Below are 18,576 nucleotides of genomic sequence, written 5' to 3' on the forward strand. Positions count from 1 at the left end.
GCAGGCCCGAGGATTGCCCGGTGCGATGATGCGCCGGCTGCTGTCCTTGTTGCTCCTTGCGCTCATCGCGGTGCAGGCATGGCCGGACGGTGCGGCGACGTTCCAGCCGCGCAACGGCTCGGCCTTCAGCGCTTCGACCGTCGACGTCGCGCTGGTTCCGCCGGGGCGGAGCGAGTTTGCCAAGACGGGGCTGCCTCACACGCTGCCGCCGCTCCCTTATGCGCCCGCTGTCGTGGCAGCAGGGCGCACAGTGGCGGTCCCGGAATTCTTGCCGCGGCTGGGCCGCGCAGACCCAACCCACGATCAGGCGGCGCGCCGCAATCAAGGCCCACGCCCGCCTCCCTCTGTCTGAAGCTCGGTAATCGCGCCTTCTCGGCGCCCTATCTCACCCGAACTTCGGACAATTATCATGAAACACCTGACGACCCCCGACTCCGGGGCTGTCGCTGCGCAGGCGCGCATCGACGCATTGATCGCCGCATATCCTGACCTGAGCGAGGACGATTTGAAGCGTCTTCTCCACTGGTATCGCAAGGAGGCCTCCTCCTATGATGTCGCGATGCTGTCCGCTCGCGATGATCTGCGGCCCGGCTATGAGCGCTTCTACAAGGATCATATCGAGCGAATTTCGCCCTTCGGCTACACGGTGATAGCGATAATTGTTCTGCTCTGCGCCATCGGCGTTTATGCGATCATCAACTATTTGCGCTGATGGGTGTTGGGGCAGGGCGGGTCTGCGGGTTGCAGATCCGCCCGTCTTCTAACGCTAACGCGCGCTGGACTGGAGTTTTCAATGCAGGATTGGGTGTTTGATATCGTGGAGAGCACCGGCCTGTTCGGCGTGTTCCTGCTCATGCTTCTGGAGACCGTGTTCCCCCCAATCCCATCGGAGGTGATCATGCCGGTCGCGGGCGTGCTTGCCGCGCGGGGTGGCATGGGGCTGGGCGGTGTGATCCTGGCCGGCACGGCGGGCGCGATGGTCGGCAATCTGTTCTGGTATGCGCTAGCGCGGATGATCGGCCTGCATCGCTTCCGCCCCCTCATCGAGCGATATGGCCGCTGGCTGACGCTCGACTGGCCCGAAGTCGAGCGCGCGCAGGGCCTTTTTCACCGTTTCGGTGGGCCGATCGTGATGATCGGCCGGGTCCTCCCGACCATTCGCTCGGTCATTTCCATTCCCGCCGGCGTTCTGCGGATGCGGCTGGTCCGCTTTTTCGTGTGGTCGACAGTCGGCACTGCGGCATGGAGCTCCGGCCTGGCGATTGCCGGCTGGGTGCTCGGGCGGCGGTTCAGCAACATCGAGCAGTTCCTCGGGCCGCTGTCGACGGGCATCGTCCTGTTGATCGTGCTGATCTATATCTGGCGGCAGGCGACGTGGCACCGTCGGCATGTGGCAGCCGACAAGCCCGATGTCGGCGGGTAAGCATTTCGCTTGACGTTGCGGCCGAGCCGTTTCCAGACTCGCGCGTACACGTAAGGATCGTTAGCGGAACTCTATGCAACTCGTCATCGTCGAATCACCGGCCAAGGCCAAGACCATCGAAAAATATCTGGGAGGCGACTTCCGGGTATTGGCCTCCTACGGCCATGTTCGAGATTTGCCGGCCAAGGACGGCTCGGTCGATCCGGACGATGGTTTCTCGATGGCCTGGGAAAATTACGGCGACAAGGCCCGTCAGCTCAAGGCGATTACCGACGAGGCCAAGAAGGCCGACCGTCTGATCCTCGCGACTGACCCTGATCGCGAGGGGGAGGCGATCAGCTGGCATGTGCAGGAGGTGCTGCGCAATAAGAAGGCGCTGCCCAAGCTGGTCGATCGCGTGACGTTCAATGCCATCACCAAGGCCGCCGTGACGGAGGCCATGAAGGCGCCGCGCGCCCTCGATGAAGATTTGATCGATGCCTATCGCGCCCGTCGCGCGCTGGATTATCTGGTCGGCTTCACGCTCTCGCCGGTGCTGTGGCGCAAGCTGCCCGGCGCCAAGTCTGCCGGGCGCGTCCAGTCGGTCGCGCTGCGCATTATCGTCGAGCGTGAGCGCGAGATCGAGGCGTTCACGCCGCAGGAATATTGGTCCGTCACCGCCGATCTGGAGCAGGCCGGGCAGAGCTTCGAGGCGCGGTTGGTGCGCTGGCGCGGCGAGAAGATCGACCGTCTGACCATCGGCAAGGAAGGCGATGCCAAGGCTGCCAAGGCTGATGTGGAGGCCGGGCGCTTCACGGTCGCCTCGGTCGAGACCAAGCCGGCCACCCGCAATCCACCGCCGCCCTTCACCACCTCCACGTTGCAGCAGGAGGCCGCGCGCAAGCTTGGTCTCTCAGCCAACGAAACCATGCGCGTTGCCCAGCAACTCTACGAAGACGGCGCGATCACCTATATGCGGACCGACGGCGTGCAGATGGATGGCAGTGCCATTTCCGCCGCGCGCAAGGCCATCGCGGACCGCTATGACGGCGGCTATCTGCCGGACAAGCCGCGCATGTACCAGACCAAGGCCAAGAACGCGCAGGAAGCGCACGAGGCGATCCGCCCGACCGAGTTCACGCGCGAGAGCGTGGGTTCGGGCGTTCATGCCAAGCTCTATGATCTGATCTTCAAGCGCGCGCTGGCGAGCCAGATGGCCTCGGCGCGGCTGGAGCGCACGGCGGTCGAGTTCACCGACGGCACCGGCCAGCACGCGTTGCGGGCGACCGGGCAGGTCGTGCTGTTCCCCGGCTTCCTGGCCCTGTACGAGGAAGGCCGCGACGATGTGGCGGATGAGGACGGCAAGCTGCTGCCTGCCATGTCCGCAGGCGACCAGCCGGCCAAGCGCGATGTGCGCGCCGAGCAGCACTTCACCCAGCCGCCGCCGCGCTACAGCGAGGCGAGCCTGGTCAAGCGCCTGGAGGAACTGGGCATCGGGCGCCCGTCCACTTACGCCTCGACGATCCAGACGCTCAAGGATCGCGATTATGTCCGTGTCGAGAAGAACCGGTTTTTTGCCGAGGAGAGCGGGCGGCTGCTGACGGCCTTCCTCGAGCGCTTCTTCGAGCGCTACGTGGCCTATGAGTTCACCGCCGGTCTTGAAGATGAGCTGGACGAGATTTCCGGCGGCCGGGCCCAGTGGCAGGCGGTGCTGGAAGCCTTCTGGCGAGACTTCAAGCCCAAGACGGTCGAGATCATGGATCGCAAGCCGTCCGAGATCACCGCGGAGCTGGACGAATTTCTCGCGCCGATGCTCTTCCCGGAGAGGGCCGACGGCAGCGATCCGCGCGCCTGTCCGCTGTGTGCGGACGGGCGCCTGTCGCTACGCGGCGGGCGCTTCGGAGCATTCATCGCCTGCTCCAATTATCCCGAGTGCAAGTTCACCCGCAAATTCGGCCAGCCTGGAGGCAGCGGCGAGGAAGACACCGGGCCCGAGGAGCTTGGCAAGCATCCCGAGACCGGTGAGCCTATCCTGCGCAAGTCGGGTCGCTTCGGGCCTTATGTCGAAATGGGCAATGGTAAGGAGGCCAAGCGCGCCTCGATCCCCAAGGATCTGCCGGATGGCGAACTGACGCTCGACTGGGCGGTCAAGCTGCTCTCGCTGCCGCGCACGATTGGCGATCATCCCGAAACCGGCAAGCCGATCGTCGCCAGCCTCGGGCGCTATGGCCCCTATCTAGCGCATGAGGGCAAATATGCCCGGCTGGGCTCGACGGTCGAGATTTTCGAGACGGGCATGAATGCCGCCGTTGCGAAGCTGGCCGATGCCGCCAATCGCGGCGGCGCCCGCAAGGCCGCCGAGCCACTCAAGGTGCTGGGCGCACATCCCCGCACAGAGGCCGAGATCAAGCTGATGGAAGGCCGCTATGGCCCCTATGTTACCGATGGCACCACCAACGCGACGCTGCCCAAGAGCGTCGCGCCGGATGCGCTGACGCTGGAGGAAGCGGCTCAGCTTATCGATGCGCGCGCGGCTGCCGCGCCGGCCAAGAAGAAGGGCAAGAAGGCACCGGCCAAGAAGAAGGCCGCGACCGCCAAGGCGCCAGCCAAAAAGGCCGCAGCCAAGAAGCCTGCCGCGAAGAAGGCACCGGCCAAGAAGAAGGCGGCAGAAGAGGCTTAAGGGCCCGCTTCCCACGGGGCAGTCGCAGACCCAGGCGCGACTGCCCAAGCCAAACTGTGGCGGATCGTAGGAAAAGCTTGCTGCACCACCTCTGGTGCTGGGCTAGCAGCGGGACCAGATTAATCGGCCAAGATTGATCGACAATGCCACCGGCCCATCCAGTCCAGGACTTTCCATGACCCGTACGCTCACGCATCTCGAACGCCTCGAAGCCGAGAGCATCCACATCATGCGTGAGGTGGCGGCCGAGGCGGAAAAGCCGGTGATGCTCTACTCGGTGGGCAAGGACAGCGCGGTGATGCTGCATCTGGCGCGCAAGGCCTTCTATCCCGCGCCGCCGCCCTTTCCGCTGCTCCATGTCGATACGACATGGAAGTTCAAGGCGATGTACGAGCTGCGCAACCGCATGGCGGAAGAAAGCGGCATGGAACTGCTCGTCTACCAGAATCCCGAGGCCAAGGAGCGGGGCATCAACCCGTTCGATCATGGCCCGCTGCACACGGACATGTGGAAGACCGAGGGCCTCAAGCAGGCGCTCAATCTCTACGGCTTCGACGTCGCATTCGGCGGCGCGCGCCGCGATGAGGAGAAGAGCCGCGCCAAGGAGCGCATCTTCTCTTTCCGCACCGCCAGCCATGGCTGGGACCCCAAGAACCAGCGCCCGGAGTTGTGGAACCTCTACAATGCGAAGAAGGCCAAGGGCGAGAGCATCCGCGTCTTCCCGATCAGCAACTGGACCGAGCTGGACATCTGGCAATATATTCAGCTCAATCGCATCCCCATCGTGCCGCTCTACTTCGCGCAGCCGCGCCCGACCGTCGAGCGTGACGGGATGCTGCTGATGGTGGACGACGAGCGCTTTCCGCTGCGCCCCGGCGAGGAGCCAGTGATGCGCTCGATCCGCTTCCGCACATTGGGCTGCTATCCGCTCACCGGCGCGGTCGAAAGCGAGGCGAGCACGCTGTCCGAGGTCATCCAGGAAATGCTGCTCACCACCACCAGCGAGCGGCAGGGCCGCATCATCGACAAGGATGGCGGTGCCGCCAGCATGGAGAAGAAGAAGCAGGAGGGCTATTTCTGATGGCCGACGCCACCCTCGAGACGCCGGTCTACCAGACCGATGCCCTCATCGCGCAGGATATCGATGCTTATCTGGAGCAGCATCAGCACAAGTCGCTGCTGCGCTTCATCACCTGCGGCAGCGTGGACGACGGCAAGTCGACCCTGATCGGGCGCCTGCTGTATGACAGCAAGATGATCTTCGAGGATCAGCTTGCCGCGCTGGAGGCGGACAGCAAGCGCGTCGGCACGCAGGGGCAGGAGATCGACTTCGCGCTGCTGGTCGATGGTCTCGCCGCCGAGCGCGAGCAGGGCATCACCATCGACGTCGCCTATCGCTTCTTCACGACAGAAAAGCGCAAGTTCATCGTCGCCGATACGCCGGGTCACGAGCAATATACCCGGAACATGGTGACGGGAGCCTCCACGGCGGATCTTGCCGTGATCCTCATCGACGCGCGTAAGGGCGTGCTGACCCAGACCCGGCGGCATAGCTATCTCGCCAAGCTGGTCGGCATCCGCCACATCGTGCTCGCTGTGAACAAGATGGATCTGGTCGGCTACGACCGCGCCGTGTTCGATAAGATCGTGGCGGATTATGCCGCTTTCGCCAAGGAAATCGGCATCGAGCAGTTCGTGCCTATGCCGATCTCGGGCTTCAAGGGCGACAACATCACGACCCTCTCGGCCAACACGCCCTGGTATCAGGGGCCGACCCTGGTCGATTATCTGGAGACGGTCGAGGTTGATAACAGCGCGGATCAGGCCCGCCCGTTCCGTATGCCAGTGCAATGGGTCAATCGGCCGAACCTGGATTTCCGCGGTTTCTCGGGCCTGGTCGCCAGCGGCGCGATCAAGCCGGGTGATGCCATCCGCGTGCTCCCCTCGGGCAAGACCAGCACCGTCACGCGTATCGTCACGCTGGATGGCGATCTGGACGAAGCCGTTGCCGGCCAGTCGGTGACGCTCTGCTTTGCCGATGAGGTCGACTGCTCGCGTGGCGATGTGATCGCGTCCGCCGAAAACCCGCCGCAGGCGGCCGATCAGTTCGAATCCACCGTCGTGTGGATGTCCGACGATGCCCTGATTCCGGGCCGGGCCTATTGGCTCAAGATCGGCACGCAGACTGTCTCCGCGACGGTCCAGCCGCCCAAATATGTCGTCAACGTCAACACCATGGAGCATCTCGCAGCCAAGACTCTGGAGCTGAATGCCATCGGCGTTGCCGAACTGACGACCGACAAGGCTATCGTGTTCGAGCCTTATGCCGAGAACCGCACGCTGGGCGGCTTCATCCTCATCGACAAGATCACCAATTCCACCGTCGCGGCGGGCATGCTGAACTTCTCACTGCGGCGGGCGCAGAATGTCCACTGGCAGGCGATGGATGTCAGCCGCGAGGCCCATGCGGCGCAGAAGGGCCAGCAGCCTGCGGTGCTGTGGTTCACCGGCCTGTCCGGCTCGGGCAAGTCGACCATCGCCAACATCGTCGAGAAGAAGCTGTTCGCGCTGGGCCGCCACAGCTTCCTGCTCGATGGCGACAATGTCCGCCATGGCCTGAACAAGGATCTGGGCTTTACCGAGGCCGACCGGATCGAGAATATCCGCCGTGTCGGTGAGGTGACCAAGCTGATGGCCGATGCCGGGCTGATCGTGATCACCGCCTTCATCTCGCCCTTCCGCGCCGAGCGGGACATGGTCCGCGCGATGTTGCCGGCGGGCGAGTTCATCGAGGTGTTCGTCGACACCCCGTTGGCCGAGGCGGAGCGCCGGGACGTCAAGGGCCTCTACAAGAAGGCGCGGGCCGGGGAGCTGAAGAACTTCACCGGCATCGACAGCCCCTATGAAGCGCCCGAGAAGCCGGAAATCCGCATCGACACCCAGGCCCTCACGCCCGAGCAGGCGGCGGACCTCATCGTCGAGCGCATCGTGGGCGTGTGGAGCCCGGATCTGTGACGGACGCAGAGCTGGCCGCGCACCTCGCGGAGGAAGCGGGCCGGCGGCTGCTCGCCTTGCGGGATGAAGCGCGCTTCGACGGAAAGGCGCTGGGCAATGAGGGCGATGCGCTCGCCAATGCCTATCTGTGCCAGGTCCTCGGACGCGAGAGACCCGACGACGGCCTGCTCTCCGAAGAGAGCCGCGACACAAAGGATCGGCTCGCCAAGTCCCGGGTCTGGATCGTCGATCCGGTCGATGGCACGCGCGAATATGGCGAGGCGCGGGCGGACTGGGCGGTCCATGTCGCGCTCGCCGTGGATGGCGTGGCGACCCTTGGCGCCGTCGCCCTGCCGGACATGGGGCTGGTGATGCGCTCGGACCGGCCGATCGCCGTGCCGCCGGCACCTGCGACGCCCCGCATGGTCGTCAGCCGCACTCGCCCGGCGCCCGAGGCGCTGTCGGTCGCGCAGGCGCTGGGTGCCGAACTGGTCCCGATGGGCTCGGCCGGCGCCAAGGCCATGGCTGTCGTGCGCGGCGCGGCGGATATCTACCTGCACAGCGGCGGCCAATATGAGTGGGACAGTTGCGCACCGGTCGCTGTCGCGCTCGCTCATGGCCTGCATTGCTCGCGCATCGACGGGACGCCGCTGCGCTACAACCAGGCCGATGTTTACATGCCCGATCTGCTGATCTGCCGCCCCGACTATGCCGACCGGGTGCTGGCCCTGGTCGGCGCGAAGGCGGGGTGACGGGCGGGCTTACCGCTTGATGATCAGCGATTCCGGGCGCTTGCGGGGCACCCATTCGCCCTTGCCGGGGAAGTTCTTCAACACTTCGCCATCCCAAAGGCGCACGGTGCGGCGATGGAACAGCCAGCCCCCGTCCGCGCCCTTGACGGCATGGTCATCATACCAGCCGGCAAAGCGCAGCAGATAAGGCGGCTCGCCCTCGCATTCGGTTACGAAGGCGAAGGAACGCATCTTTACCGATCCGTCCGGCTGCGGCATGAACTGCGTCTGGGTGACATGATGCTGCCGGCCCGGAAAGCCCGGCGCATTGCGATAATGCTCGGCAATGCCGCGAATGCCTTCATGGCCCTCCCAGATGTCGGGATCTTCGAAGACCTCTTCCACCATGCGCGCATCGGGCGTGAAGCAGGCGACCAGCCCATCGACATCGCCGGTATCCAGCGCCCAGCTATAATTGGCGATAAGATCCTGCAGGCCGAGCCTGTCTTCGATCGGCAAAGTCATTGCGCGCCTCTCCTCTTATGTGTGCCATCCCCGCCACGGACGGGGTGACATTTTAGTACAAATTGCAGGATTGAAGGCGGCGGCGGCATTTTGCAATGCGGTCTTGGCGGACACGCCAGAAATGAAGCCGTTTCGCTGTTTGCCATCCTCATCCGGTCGAGCCTCGGCTCTCCCTCGTTCTGAAGGTTTCTATGCCCGCCAACCGACGCACTGCCGCCGCACTGTTCCTGGCGACCTCGTCCTTTGCCCTGATGCCCGCAGCGGGAGCGCAAGAAGCGGATACCCACCTCGATGAGGGCGTGGGGACGGATATCGAGGAGATCGTGGTGAGCGGTCAGCGCGAGCGGGGCGCGGTCATCGGCAATGCCACCCCTGAGTTGCAGCTGCGCCCTGCGGACATCCGGGCCCTGGGCGTCAGCACGATCAGCGACCTGCTGACCGAACTCGGTCCTGAGCTGCAGAGCGCGAGCGGGAAGCCGCCGGTGACGTTGCTTGAAGGGCACCGCATTTCCGGTTTCCGCGAGATCGCCCGCCTGCCGGCCGAAGCCATCGCGCGGATCGATATCCTGCCGGAAGAAGTTGGGCTTCGCTATGGTTACGGCGCCGACCAGAAGGTGATGAACATCGTCCTGCGCCAGCGCTTCCGCGCGGTCACGGCCGAGGTCGACGGCCGGGTACCGACCGCTGGCAATGGCGCTTCGCTGGAGCTGGAGGGCGGCCTTTTCCTGATCCGCAACAGCCAGCGGGTGAACATCAGTGCCGAGCATGAGAGCGTCGATCCGATTCTGGAGAGCGATCGCGGGCTGGACCGTGCAGAGAGCCCGGCGCGCAGTCTACAGGCCGCGCAGGAGACGCTCACGCTCAATGCCAGCTATAGCCGTCCCCTGGGCGAACGCACCAAGGCGACACTGAGCGGCGAGCTGGTCACCAATCGGCGGGACAGCCTCGTTGGCCTTACCCTGCCGGGCGTGACGATTCCCGCCGGAACGCCTTATGCGCCGGGCGCGGACGATGTGCTGTTCTACCCGCAGCTGGCGGGCGCCAGCGCTCTGGGGCGCGCCTCCAAGAGCCAGACGGGCACGGTCGGCCTCACGGTCAATGCCGAGCGCAGCACGGGGCAATGGACGCTGACCGCCAATTATGCGCGCGCCGAGAGCCGCGTCATCACCGGCCGCCCGTTCGATTTGTCAGATTATGCTGACGCGCTGGCGGCCGGCGATCCGGCGGCCGACCCCAGCCTGCCGATCGATGCCGCCTTTCTCAACGCGCCCGCTGCGGACCTCACACGCAGCACCTCGGACACGGCGGATGTCACCTTCATCCATAACCGGCCGCTGTTCAGGCTGCCGGCCGGTGAGGTCATGGCCACGATGAAGCTGGGCGGCGCGCTCACGCGGATCGAGAATATGCGCGAGCGCGATCTGATCCCCTCGGTTCGCGAGCTTGGGCGGGACAGCGCGACCGGGTCGCTCACCGTTGATATTCCCCTTATGCCCGCCTCCTCGGGCATCGGGCGCATGTCCGCCAATGCCACGCTCGGGCTTGATCATTATTCGGATGCCGGCACGTTGCGGAACTTCGGGCTGGGTCTCAACTGGTCGCCTCTCGGCTTCCTGTCCCTCTCGGCCGGTTACAGCGATGAAGACTCCGCCGCGACGGTGGCTCAGATCGGCGATGCGCAGACCTTCACGCCCTTCGTGCCCATCTTCGATTTCGCGCGCGGCGAATCCGTGCTGGTGACGACGATCACCGGCGGCAATCCCAATCTCGACAAGGCGCGGGTGAAGACGTTCCGGCTCGGGGCGGACATCTCGGTTCTGCGCGAGCCGCGCCTGCGGTTCGACATATCCTACAATCATCGCGCGACCGAGGGTGGCGTGTCGGCCTTTCCGGGCGTGACGGCGGACACCATCGGCGCTTTCCCGGAGCGTTTTCTGCGCGATGAAAGCGGCCGCCTCACGCAGGTAGACCTGCGCCCGATCAACATCGCCGAGCAGACGCGGCAAGTGCTCCGCTGGGGTTTCAGCTTCAGCAAACGCCTTGCCACCCCGCAGAGCCAGATCGATGCCATGCGGGCTGCGTTCCAGCGGCGGCAGGCCGAGCGGGCCGCGCGCGGGGAAACGGGCGGTGCGGATCGGCCGGGCAGGGGCGGACAGGCCGGAGCCGAGACGCCACCCGGCGCGGATGGACCCCCTCCGGGCGATGCACCCGGTCCCCGGCCGGGCGGCTTTGGTCCCGTTGGTCCCGGTGGACGGGGCGGTGCAGGCGGTGGCGGCGGCGGACGCGTCGACTTCTCCATCCATCACGAGTGGGCGCTGACCAACACCACGCAATTGGCGCCGAGCCTGCCCGTGCTCGATCTGCTGGATGGCGATACGCTGGGCGACACCAGCGGGCCGTCGCGGCATCTGATCGAGCTGCGCACCGGTGTTTCGCAGAGCGGCTATGGTCTGCGGCTGACCGGCAGCTGGCGCAGCCCCTCGCGCGTGAACGGCACCGCAGGGCTACCGGCCAGCCAGCTTCGGTTCGGAGCGCTGGCCAAGGTGGACGTGCGGGCGTTCGTGAACTTCAATCAGATGCCCGGCCTGATCGAGAAAGCCTCATTCCTGCGCGGTGCGCGGCTCCAGCTTGGCGTCGACAACGTCTTCGATGCGCGCCAGCGTGTCACGGATGGCAATGGCGCAGTGCCCTTCGCCTATCGGCCTGCCTTCATCGATCCTCTGGGCCGCACCGTCCGGTTGAGCTTCCGCAAGCTGTTCTAGGATTACAGGTCGCGGGACCAGAACTGCATCGGGTGGCTGGTCTCGTCCGTCTGGTCGATGTCCTTCCAGCGATATTCCGCCATGATGCGCTCCAGCGGCTGATAGCCCCGCTTGCGCCAGAATGGGCCAAGGTCGCGGGCCTCAGCGGGGCGGAGCGGATGATCGGCAGAGCGAATGACGCCGCAAAAGCAGGTCGCCGTCGCGCCGGCCTCGCGTGCGGCGGCTTCGCGCGCATCGAAAAAGGCGTGGCCAAGGCCGTGGCCACGATAGGCATCGAGCAGCACGGACTCGCCGAAGTAGAAGAGCCGATCCACCTCGATGCCCTGTGCGCGGAATGGTGCCTGCAGCGGTTCGTCCTGCCCATTCATGGGCGAGGCGGTGGCGGCGCCGATGATGGCGCTGCCATCCCGTGCGATGATCAAAGCCGCATCGGCGCCGTCGAGAAACGCGCTCAGATAGCGCTGCTCGTAATCGACCGAGCCGTCATAGAGATAGGGCCATTCGCGAAAGACGGTGATGCGCAGGCGGGCGAGATCGTCGATGGCGGCATGGCGTGCCTCGCGGTCCCGTAGCGTCTCGACGGTCAGGTTGCTCACGCTGGCGCGTCTTCCCGGCTGACCTGCGCGATCCAGTCGGCGAGATTATAATAGACGGTGACGCGGCGGATCAGATTATCGCGCACCTCGAAGAAGGCCGCAGCCGGCAGCACATAGCTTTGGCCATGCGCGGGAGGCAGGCCGTCCTCGCCGACCAGATATTCACCATGGACCACGAATTCCGCCGCAGCGCGACTGCCATCCTCATTCACCATCAGCGCGATGTCGGCGAGGCGCTCGCGATAGGCGCGGTCCATCCGGCCTAGAAAGGCGCGGAAGGCGTCCTTGCCGAATTCCCGTTCGCCCTGATTGATATCATGCACCACATCGTCGGCGAGGCAGGCCAGCATGGTCTCGGCATCGCCGGCATTGAAGGCGTCATAATAGCGCGCGAGGAGGGCGCGGGTCTGGCTTGCTGAGGTCATCGCAGGTCTTTCGTGATCCATGGGAGGCGGATCGCAAACCTATTCACGGTTCAACAATCGAGCGCAAGACATGGCCGAACTGGGTGCGCCTTGGCGTCAGTGGCAATAAGTCTGCTTGAGGGTCACGCCATCGATCATCAAGCCGCCCACGATCATCACCGCGCTGCAGCAGCTGGCGTAGAGCAGATAGCCCGGAAAGCCGGGATAGACCTCGAGATAATGGGCGCCCCGCGCGGTCGCGCCCATCGCGACGCCGAAGATCGCGAGATAGGCCTCGAACTTGGTGCGAATGGTGAAGAGGCGGGCGATCTTGCGCATCTCTGGTCCTGTGCATCGCGAGTCCGAAGGGCGAGATGCAAAGGTAAGGATCGCGTTAACCATGCGCAATCGCAGGCGGCGGGCGCGTGCTGCAGTTGTTTCAGGATGGGACGGTGCCGGCGTGCCTGCCGGCCCCGATTTTTAGAGCAGGTGCGCAAATTCCTGCACGACGGCGCGATAGACCGGGCGCTTGAACGGCACGATCAGATCCACCAGCCGGTCGGACGTGACCCACTGCCACGCCATGAACTCCTGATGCTCGGTGGCAATGTCGATATCGCTATCCTCGCCCTTGAAGCGCAGCAGGAACCAGCGTTGCGTCTGACCGCGATATTTGCCGCCCCACAGCCGGCCCATCAGCTCTTCGGGCAGATCGTAAAGATGCTCTTCGGTCGAGCGGGCGATGATGTCGACGAGATCGGCCGCAATGCCGGTTTCCTCGCCCAGTTCGCGCAGCAGTGCCTGCTCTGCCGTCTCGCCCTTGTCGATGCCGCCCTGCGGCATCTGCCAGGCGTCGCCTTCCTTGGAATCGAGTCGCTGACCTACGAACACCTCGCCCTGACGGTTGGCCAGCATGATGCCGACGCAGGGGCGATAGGGGAGAGAGGCGGGGTCGATCTTGGTCATGACGAGGTCGCGATTTCATCCGTTAAAATATGTTCACGGCCGCGATGGCAAGCCGGAGAGAAAAAGGCAATGCTCTGTCGCGCGCAGCTTTTCTACTTTGCTCGGCTGGGCTCGACGGACTAGGGGCGATGCAACCACTGCATTACTAGAGTCTGAGCATGGCATCTGCCGCACCCACATCGACCATAATTCACAGCAGCGAAGAGGCTGCGCCCGAAGCCGTTGTCGTCCGTTTTGCCGGAGACAGTGGCGATGGCATGCAGCTCACCGGCGGGCAGTTCACCCTGTCTACCGCGCTGGCAGGCAATGACCTTGCGACCTTCCCCGATTTTCCGGCGGAAATCCGCGCGCCGCAGGGCACGTTGTTCGGCGTTTCGGCGTTCCAGATCAATTTCGGCTCGTCCGAGATCACGACGGCCGGCGATGCGCCCGATATCCTGATCGCGATGAACCCGGCCGCGCTCAAGACCAATGTCGTGGATTTGAAGCCGGGCGGCCTCATCATCGCCGACACCGGCGAGTTCAACGAGCGCAATCTTGCCAAGGCGAAATATGAGAGCAATCCCCTGGAGGATGGCTCGCTGGCGCGCTGGCAGGTGCTGGCGTTCGATATTTCCGCGCTCACGTTGGAAAGCGTGAAGCCCTTCGGCCTTGGCAACAAGGAAGCGCTGCGCTCCAAGAACATGTGGACGCTGGGCCTGGCGTTGTGGATGTTCGACCGCAGCCGCCAGCCGATCATCGACTGGCTCAAGGCCAAGTTCGCCAAGGCACCGGAAATTGCCGATGCCAACATCGCCGCGCTCAATGCCGGTCACGCCTATGGCGAGACCGCTGAGCTGGCCGCGCCGCTCAAGCAGCTCCATGTCGCCCCGGCGCCGGCCCCCGAGGGGCTGTACCGCACGGTGACGGGCGCCGAGGCGATCTCGCTCGGCCTCGTGGCCGGTGCGCAGCTGGCCAGCCTGCCGATGTTCTTCGGCGGCTACCCCATCACGCCGGCCAGCTCGATCCTGCATCATCTCTCGCGCCTCAAGGAATATCGCGTGACGACGTTCCAGGCCGAGGACGAGATTGCCGCGATCGCGAGCGCGATTGGCGCGAGCTATGCCGGTTCGCTGGGCGTCACCAGCTCGTCCGGCCCCGGTATCGCGCTGAAGGGCGAGGCGATGGGCCTCGCGATCATGACCGAGCTGCCGCTGGTGATCGTGAACTCACAGCGTGGCGGTCCGTCCACGGGCCTGCCGACCAAGACCGAGCAATCCGACCTCTATCAGGCCGTCTATGGCCGCAATGGCGATGCGCCGATGCCGGTCATTGCCGCCCGCTCGCCCGCCGATGCGTTCGATTGCGCCATCGAGGCCTGCCGGATCGCCATCGAATATATGACGCCGGTGATGCTGCTGACCGATGGCTATATAGCCAATGCGGCCGAGCCGTGGAAAGTGCCGGATATGAGCGGCTACACGCCGTTCGCCGTCAAGTTCCTCGATACGGTGCCGGAAGGCGGTCTCAAGCCTTATGCCCGCAATGAGAAGCTGGCACGGCCGTGGATCAAGCCGGGCACGCCCGATCTCATGCACCGCATCGGCGGCATCGAGAAGGAAGTGAACACCGGTCACATCAACTACGCCCCGGCCAATCACCAGGCGATGACCGAACTGCGCCGCGACAAGGTGCTGGGCATCGCCAAGGGCGTGCGGCAGGAGGCGTCGCTGGGCGAGGAGAGCGGCAAGCTCGTCGTCGTCGGCTGGGGCTCGACCTACGGCCCGATCCATCAGGCGGTCCGGCGCGCCCGGCGCAAGGGGCTGGATGTATCGCACATCCACATCCGCCATATCTGGCCGCTGCCGGAAAATCTGGGCGAGCTGCTCGCTGGCTACGAGAAGATCCTCGTGCCGGAGATGAACACTGGCCAGCTCAAGACCGTGCTGCGCGACCAGTATCTGCTGGATGCCCGCCCGCTCAACAAGATCTCGGGCCAGCCTTTCCGCATCGCGGAGATCGAGGCGGCCATCGAGGGGATGCTCGCATGAACGACATGACCACATTGACCAAGCTGCGCGTCGAGACCAGCCTCAAGGACTGGGAGACCGATCAGGAGGTGCGCTGGTGCCCGGGTTGCGGTGACTACGCCATCCTGAAGGCCGTGCAGCGCACGCTGCCGCAGCTGGGCGCGGACCCCAAGAACACCGTGTTTGTCTCGGGCATCGGCTGCTCCTCGCGCTTTCCTTATTATGTCGAGAGCTACGGCTTCCACACCATCCACGGCCGCGCGCCGGCGGTGGCGACCGGCGTGAAGCTGGCCAATCCCGAGCTGGACGTATGGATCGTCACCGGCGACGGCGACGGGCTCTCGATCGGCGGCAATCACACGATGCACATTCTGCGTCGCAACCTCGATTGCCAGATCCTGCTGTTCAACAACGAGATCTACGGCCTCACCAAGGGGCAATATTCGCCGACCAGCCGGGAGGGGACCAAGAGCCCATCCACGCCCTTCGGTTCGGTCGACCATCCGGCGCGGCCCTGCGCCTTCGCGCTCGGCTCGGGTGCCCGGTTCATCGCGCGGGCCTATGACGTGTCCAAGCAGCTGCCGGACGTGCTCAAGGCCGCCTATGAGCACAAGGGCGCGGCGTTCGTCGAAATTTTCCAGAACTGCATCGTGTACAACAAGGATGTGTTCGCCGACTTCACCGAGAAGAAGAATGCCGATGTCGGCCAGCTCTGGGTAGAGCATGGCAAGCCGCTGCTCTTCGATAAGGGCGCTAAGGGCATCGCACTCGACCGTGACGCGCTGACGCTCAAGGTCGTGGATGTGGTCGATGGGGACTGGCAGGCAGCCGGCGTGATCGTCCATGACGTCACCAACCGCGCCGTTGCGCATATGCTGGTGGAAATGCCCTTCGGCCTGTTCCCGATGGCGCTGGGCGTGCTCTACGATGCCCCCAAGGCGAGCTTCGAGCAGGCCGTGGTGGAGCAGAATGCCCTGCTGGCCAAGGGTAAGACGCCGGACCTGCAGAAGCTGGTGAGCCAGGGCCAGACCTGGACGGTGACGAAGGACGGCCCGGCGCTCTGAGGGCGCCGGTTCCTTTTCTTATCCGGCCCACGCCAAAGAAGGCGCAAGCCGACCTTGTCTCAGGGTGGATTGGCCCGTAATCCACTCCCGTGATTGCCAATGTCCCGTTCTTTCCGCTGATCGTGGGTGCCGTGCTGGCCGTGTGGCTGGTGCTGGCGGTCTGGGCGCTGTTCAACGGCCTCTCGATGCGGCGCAAGGCGGCGCTGGCGCGCACGCACGCCGCGCAACTGGTCGATCTGCTGAATTCCGCGCCCGCGGTACCCTTGCTCATTCGCCCCGATGGCAAGCTGGATGCGCCGGACAGGCTGGCCGCATGGCTCGGCCGTGAGACGGCGCCCACCGACCTTGATGCGCTGCTGGAGGCTGATGGCGGCCTGGAGCCCGATCATGCCCGCGCGCTCGGCACCGAAATTGCAGCGGCGCAGCAGGGCGGCCGCCCCTTCACGCTACCGGTGCGGGTCAACGGGTCGGACCGGATGCTGCTGGTGCGCGGCGGCCCTGTCGGCACGCGGCTCGGCAAGGCCGGCACGGTCGTGCTCTGGGTCTTCGACGCGACCGACAGCTTCGCGCAGATCCAGGAGCTGCGCGGGCAGGTCGGGCAGTATCGCCAGGCCCTCGATGCGCTCTCGGGTGTGATCGAGGCGGCGCCCATGCCGGTCTGGCATCGCGGCGCCGATCATCAGATCAGCCTGGTCAACAGCGCCTATGTGAAGGCCGTGGACGGAAAGTCCGCGCAGGATGTGATCGAGCAGGGCATTGAGCTTGTCGAAGCGGTCGACGGCATTTCCCCGCGCGCATCCGCTGCCAATGCCGCCGCGCGCAAGGCCCCGACCGCCCGGATGCTGCCGGTCACCATCGATGGCAAGCGCCGGTTGATGAAGGTCGTCGATGTCCCGCTTGGCCCCTCGGGCGTTGCAGGTTACGCCATCGACATGCAGGAGCTGGAAGAGGTGCGGGCCGAGCTGCGCCACCTCTCGCAGGCGAACCGGGACATGCTGGACAGGCTGTCGGCCGGCGTCGTCCAGTTCGGTGCCAATCAACTGCTGCAGTTCTGCAATCAGCCCTTCCTCAGCCTGTTCGGCCTGACGCCGGAGACGGCGGCGTTTGACACCCATTTCGACCGGGTACTGGATGCCATGCGGGACAGCGGGCAGGTGCCCGACACGCCGGATTTTCGCGCATGGCGGCAGGAGCGCCGCAACTGGTTCCTCTCGCCCTCCGCGCATGAGGAGCAGTGGCGTCTGCGTGATGGCGTGCATCTGCGCGTCTACGCCCAGCCGCTGCCCGATGGCGGCCTGCTGGTCATCTTCGAGGACCGTACCGAGCATGTCCAGCTGGCCTCGGCGCGCGATACGCTGCTGCGGGTGCGCACGGCCACGCTCGACAATCTGTTCGAGGCGATTGCCGTGTTCGCCTCCGACGGTCGTCTGCATCTGTGGAACAGCCGCTTCACCAAGATCTGGTCGGTGCCCGACACAACCATGGCGGCGCATCCGCGCGTCGATGAACTCATGTCGGCGCTGGCGGATCGCCTGGCGCGACCCGAACAGGCAGGCCTTGTCCATCAACTCATCCGCGCGGCGACGATGGAGCGCCGCCAGCGGGGCGGACGCATCGCCTTTGCCGACGGGCGCTTCTTCGAGTTCGCGGCCATCCCGCTGCCGGACGGCAACGCGCTGTTCACCATGCTCGACACCACCGACAGCCGCCACATCGAGCAGGCCCTGCGGGACCGCAATGAGGCGCTGGAGGATGCGGACCGGGTGAAGACCGCGTTTGTCTCCAACATGAGCTACGAGTTGCGCACGCCGCTCACCTCGATCGTCGGCTTCGCCGAGATGATGGAAGCCGGCTATGCGGGCGAATTGAGCGCCCAGTCGCGCGATTATGTGAATGCCATCATGACGGCAACGACGCGGCTGACGCGGCTGATCGATAATGTGCTGGACCTGACTCAGGGTGCAGCGGGCGGCTTGCCTATCGAGAGGCGCGATATCGATGTGGCCGCGATGGTGCGGCAGGTGGTCGAGGGCCTGAGCGACAAGGCGGACTCGCGCGACGTGACGGTCGACATGTCGTTCGAGCAGGAGCCGGGCACCGTGTCGGGCGACGAGCGCCGGTTGCGGCAGGCTCTCGCCCATGTGGTGGATAATGGCGTGAGTTTCGTGAGCCGGGGCGGGCGCGTGCTTGTGCATGTGCAGCCCGCGCCGGACGTGGTGCGCATCATCGTGTCCGATGACGGCCCGGGCATCGATGCCAAGACACAGGCGCATCTGTTCGATGTTTTCGTGCGGTTCGGGCGCCATGGCGATGGTGCCAATCAGGGGTTGGGATTGCCGTTGGTGCGCCAGTTCGTGGAAGCGCATGGGGGCAGCGTCGATCTCGTCTCCGAGCCGGGGCAGGGGACCAGCGTCACGCTCACTCTGCCGCGTGGAGAATGACG

The 18,576-nt window shown here is 65.1% G+C and carries 16 protein-coding genes; 11 read left to right on the top strand and 5 right to left on the bottom strand.

The annotated features are described in order from the left end of the window. Positions 1–25: 25 nt before the first annotated feature. The 7 genes from M2331_RS06355 to M2331_RS06385 all read left to right on the top strand — a co-directional run bounded on the left by M2331_RS06355 (position 26) and on the right by M2331_RS06385 (position 7,828). Positions 26–352, top strand: coding sequence for a hypothetical protein (locus M2331_RS06355; protein ID WP_181559495.1), 327 nt, complete (start codon positions 26–28; stop codon positions 350–352). A 57-nt stretch (positions 353–409) separates the two neighbouring features. Then, on the top strand, positions 410–712 hold the full coding sequence (locus tag M2331_RS06360) for a hypothetical protein (RefSeq protein WP_181559496.1): 303 nt from the start codon (positions 410–412) through the stop codon (positions 710–712). An 81-nt stretch (positions 713–793) separates the two neighbouring features. Next, positions 794–1,423 carry a DedA family protein gene (locus M2331_RS06365; protein WP_181559497.1) on the top strand — a complete coding sequence of 210 codons (630 nt, stop codon included), beginning with the start codon at positions 794–796 and terminating at the stop codon, positions 1,421–1,423. Positions 1,424–1,496: 73 nt separating this feature from the next. After that, positions 1,497–4,082 (top strand): type I DNA topoisomerase, encoded by a 2,586-nt coding sequence (gene topA, locus M2331_RS06370; protein ID WP_181559498.1) that lies wholly within the window; start codon positions 1,497–1,499, stop codon positions 4,080–4,082. Positions 4,083–4,257: 175 nt separating this feature from the next. Further along, on the top strand, positions 4,258–5,163 hold the full coding sequence (cysD, locus tag M2331_RS06375; RefSeq protein WP_181559499.1) for a sulfate adenylyltransferase subunit CysD: 906 nt from the start codon (positions 4,258–4,260) through the stop codon (positions 5,161–5,163). Then, the gene (cysN, locus tag M2331_RS06380) at positions 5,163–7,097 is read left to right on the top strand and encodes a sulfate adenylyltransferase subunit CysN (protein ID WP_181559500.1); all 1,935 of its coding nucleotides are present in this window, start codon (positions 5,163–5,165) and stop codon (positions 7,095–7,097) included. Before cysD ends, cysN begins: the two co-directional genes overlap by 1 nt. Next, complete coding sequence (locus tag M2331_RS06385) at positions 7,094–7,828, top strand: 3'(2'),5'-bisphosphate nucleotidase CysQ (protein ID WP_181559501.1); 735 nt, start codon at positions 7,094–7,096, stop codon at positions 7,826–7,828. The genes cysN and M2331_RS06385 overlap by 4 nt, the downstream gene beginning before the upstream one ends. A gap of 9 nt (positions 7,829–7,837) precedes the next feature. Here M2331_RS06385 and M2331_RS06390 read toward each other — a convergent pair whose 3' ends face one another. Beyond that, positions 7,838–8,332: a nuclear transport factor 2 family protein gene (locus tag M2331_RS06390; protein ID WP_181559502.1), complete on the bottom strand. Its 495-nt coding sequence runs from the start codon at positions 8,330–8,332 to the stop codon at positions 7,838–7,840. Positions 8,333–8,523: 191 nt separating this feature from the next. On the opposite strand from M2331_RS06390, the gene M2331_RS06395 reads away from it, so the two are divergent. Continuing rightward, positions 8,524–11,094 (top strand): TonB-dependent receptor, encoded by a 2,571-nt coding sequence (locus tag M2331_RS06395; protein ID WP_181559503.1) that lies wholly within the window; start codon positions 8,524–8,526, stop codon positions 11,092–11,094. A 2-nt stretch (positions 11,095–11,096) separates the two neighbouring features. Here the strand turns inward: M2331_RS06395 and M2331_RS06400 are convergent, their stop codons facing one another. From M2331_RS06400 to M2331_RS06415, 4 genes are all read right to left on the bottom strand, one after another. Further along, positions 11,097–11,690 (bottom strand): GNAT family N-acetyltransferase, encoded by a 594-nt coding sequence (locus tag M2331_RS06400; protein ID WP_181559504.1) that lies wholly within the window; start codon positions 11,688–11,690, stop codon positions 11,097–11,099. Beyond that, entirely contained in the window at positions 11,687–12,115 is a 429-nt protein-coding gene (locus M2331_RS06405) for a ketosteroid isomerase-related protein (RefSeq protein ID WP_181559505.1), read from the bottom strand. Before M2331_RS06405 ends, M2331_RS06400 begins: the two co-directional genes overlap by 4 nt. Before the next feature lie 96 nt (positions 12,116–12,211). Continuing rightward, on the bottom strand, positions 12,212–12,433 hold the full coding sequence (locus tag M2331_RS06410; protein WP_181559506.1) for a hypothetical protein: 222 nt from the start codon (positions 12,431–12,433) through the stop codon (positions 12,212–12,214). Positions 12,434–12,574: 141 nt separating this feature from the next. Continuing rightward, on the bottom strand, positions 12,575–13,060 hold the full coding sequence (locus tag M2331_RS06415) for an RNA pyrophosphohydrolase (RefSeq protein ID WP_181559507.1): 486 nt from the start codon (positions 13,058–13,060) through the stop codon (positions 12,575–12,577). A 158-nt stretch (positions 13,061–13,218) separates the two neighbouring features. Here M2331_RS06415 and M2331_RS06420 point away from each other — a divergent pair, with 158 nt between their 5' ends. From M2331_RS06420 to M2331_RS06430, 3 genes are all read left to right on the top strand, one after another. Further along, on the top strand, positions 13,219–15,090 hold the full coding sequence (locus tag M2331_RS06420) for a 2-oxoacid:acceptor oxidoreductase subunit alpha (RefSeq protein ID WP_181559508.1): 1,872 nt from the start codon (positions 13,219–13,221) through the stop codon (positions 15,088–15,090). Beyond that, positions 15,087–16,133: a 2-oxoacid:ferredoxin oxidoreductase subunit beta gene (locus M2331_RS06425; protein ID WP_181559509.1), complete on the top strand. Its 1,047-nt coding sequence runs from the start codon at positions 15,087–15,089 to the stop codon at positions 16,131–16,133. The genes M2331_RS06420 and M2331_RS06425 overlap by 4 nt, the downstream gene beginning before the upstream one ends. A gap of 92 nt (positions 16,134–16,225) precedes the next feature. Further along, entirely contained in the window at positions 16,226–18,574 is a 2,349-nt protein-coding gene (locus tag M2331_RS06430; RefSeq protein ID WP_413716082.1) for a PAS-domain containing protein, read from the top strand. Positions 18,575–18,576: the final 2 nt, after the last annotated feature.

This window comes from Sphingobium sp. B10D7B, from assembly GCF_025961955.1.
In the GTDB taxonomy this organism is placed as follows: Bacteria; Pseudomonadota; Alphaproteobacteria; order Sphingomonadales; family Sphingomonadaceae; genus Sphingobium.

What these genes read in the sequence shown, in the direction of transcription:
- M2331_RS06355 (WP_181559495.1), top strand. Translation starts at nt 26, where the DNA reads ATGATGCGCCGGCTGCTGTCCTTGTTGCTCCTTGCGCTCATCGCGGTG.
- M2331_RS06360 (WP_181559496.1), top strand. Translation starts at nt 410, where the DNA reads ATGAAACACCTGACGACCCCCGACTCCGGGGCTGTCGCTGCGCAGGCG.
- M2331_RS06365 (WP_181559497.1), top strand. Translation starts at nt 794, where the DNA reads ATGCAGGATTGGGTGTTTGATATCGTGGAGAGCACCGGCCTGTTCGGC.
- topA (WP_181559498.1), top strand. Translation starts at nt 1,497, where the DNA reads ATGCAACTCGTCATCGTCGAATCACCGGCCAAGGCCAAGACCATCGAA.
- cysD (WP_181559499.1), top strand. Translation starts at nt 4,258, where the DNA reads ATGACCCGTACGCTCACGCATCTCGAACGCCTCGAAGCCGAGAGCATC.
- cysN (WP_181559500.1), top strand. Translation starts at nt 5,163, where the DNA reads ATGGCCGACGCCACCCTCGAGACGCCGGTCTACCAGACCGATGCCCTC.
- M2331_RS06390 (WP_181559502.1), bottom strand. Translation starts at nt 8,332, where the DNA reads ATGACTTTGCCGATCGAAGACAGGCTCGGCCTGCAGGATCTTATCGCC.
- M2331_RS06395 (WP_181559503.1), top strand. Translation starts at nt 8,524, where the DNA reads ATGCCCGCCAACCGACGCACTGCCGCCGCACTGTTCCTGGCGACCTCG.
- M2331_RS06405 (WP_181559505.1), bottom strand. Translation starts at nt 12,115, where the DNA reads ATGACCTCAGCAAGCCAGACCCGCGCCCTCCTCGCGCGCTATTATGAC.
- M2331_RS06410 (WP_181559506.1), bottom strand. Translation starts at nt 12,433, where the DNA reads ATGCGCAAGATCGCCCGCCTCTTCACCATTCGCACCAAGTTCGAGGCC.
- M2331_RS06415 (WP_181559507.1), bottom strand. Translation starts at nt 13,060, where the DNA reads ATGACCAAGATCGACCCCGCCTCTCTCCCCTATCGCCCCTGCGTCGGC.
- M2331_RS06420 (WP_181559508.1), top strand. Translation starts at nt 13,219, where the DNA reads ATGGCATCTGCCGCACCCACATCGACCATAATTCACAGCAGCGAAGAG.
- M2331_RS06425 (WP_181559509.1), top strand. Translation starts at nt 15,087, where the DNA reads ATGAACGACATGACCACATTGACCAAGCTGCGCGTCGAGACCAGCCTC.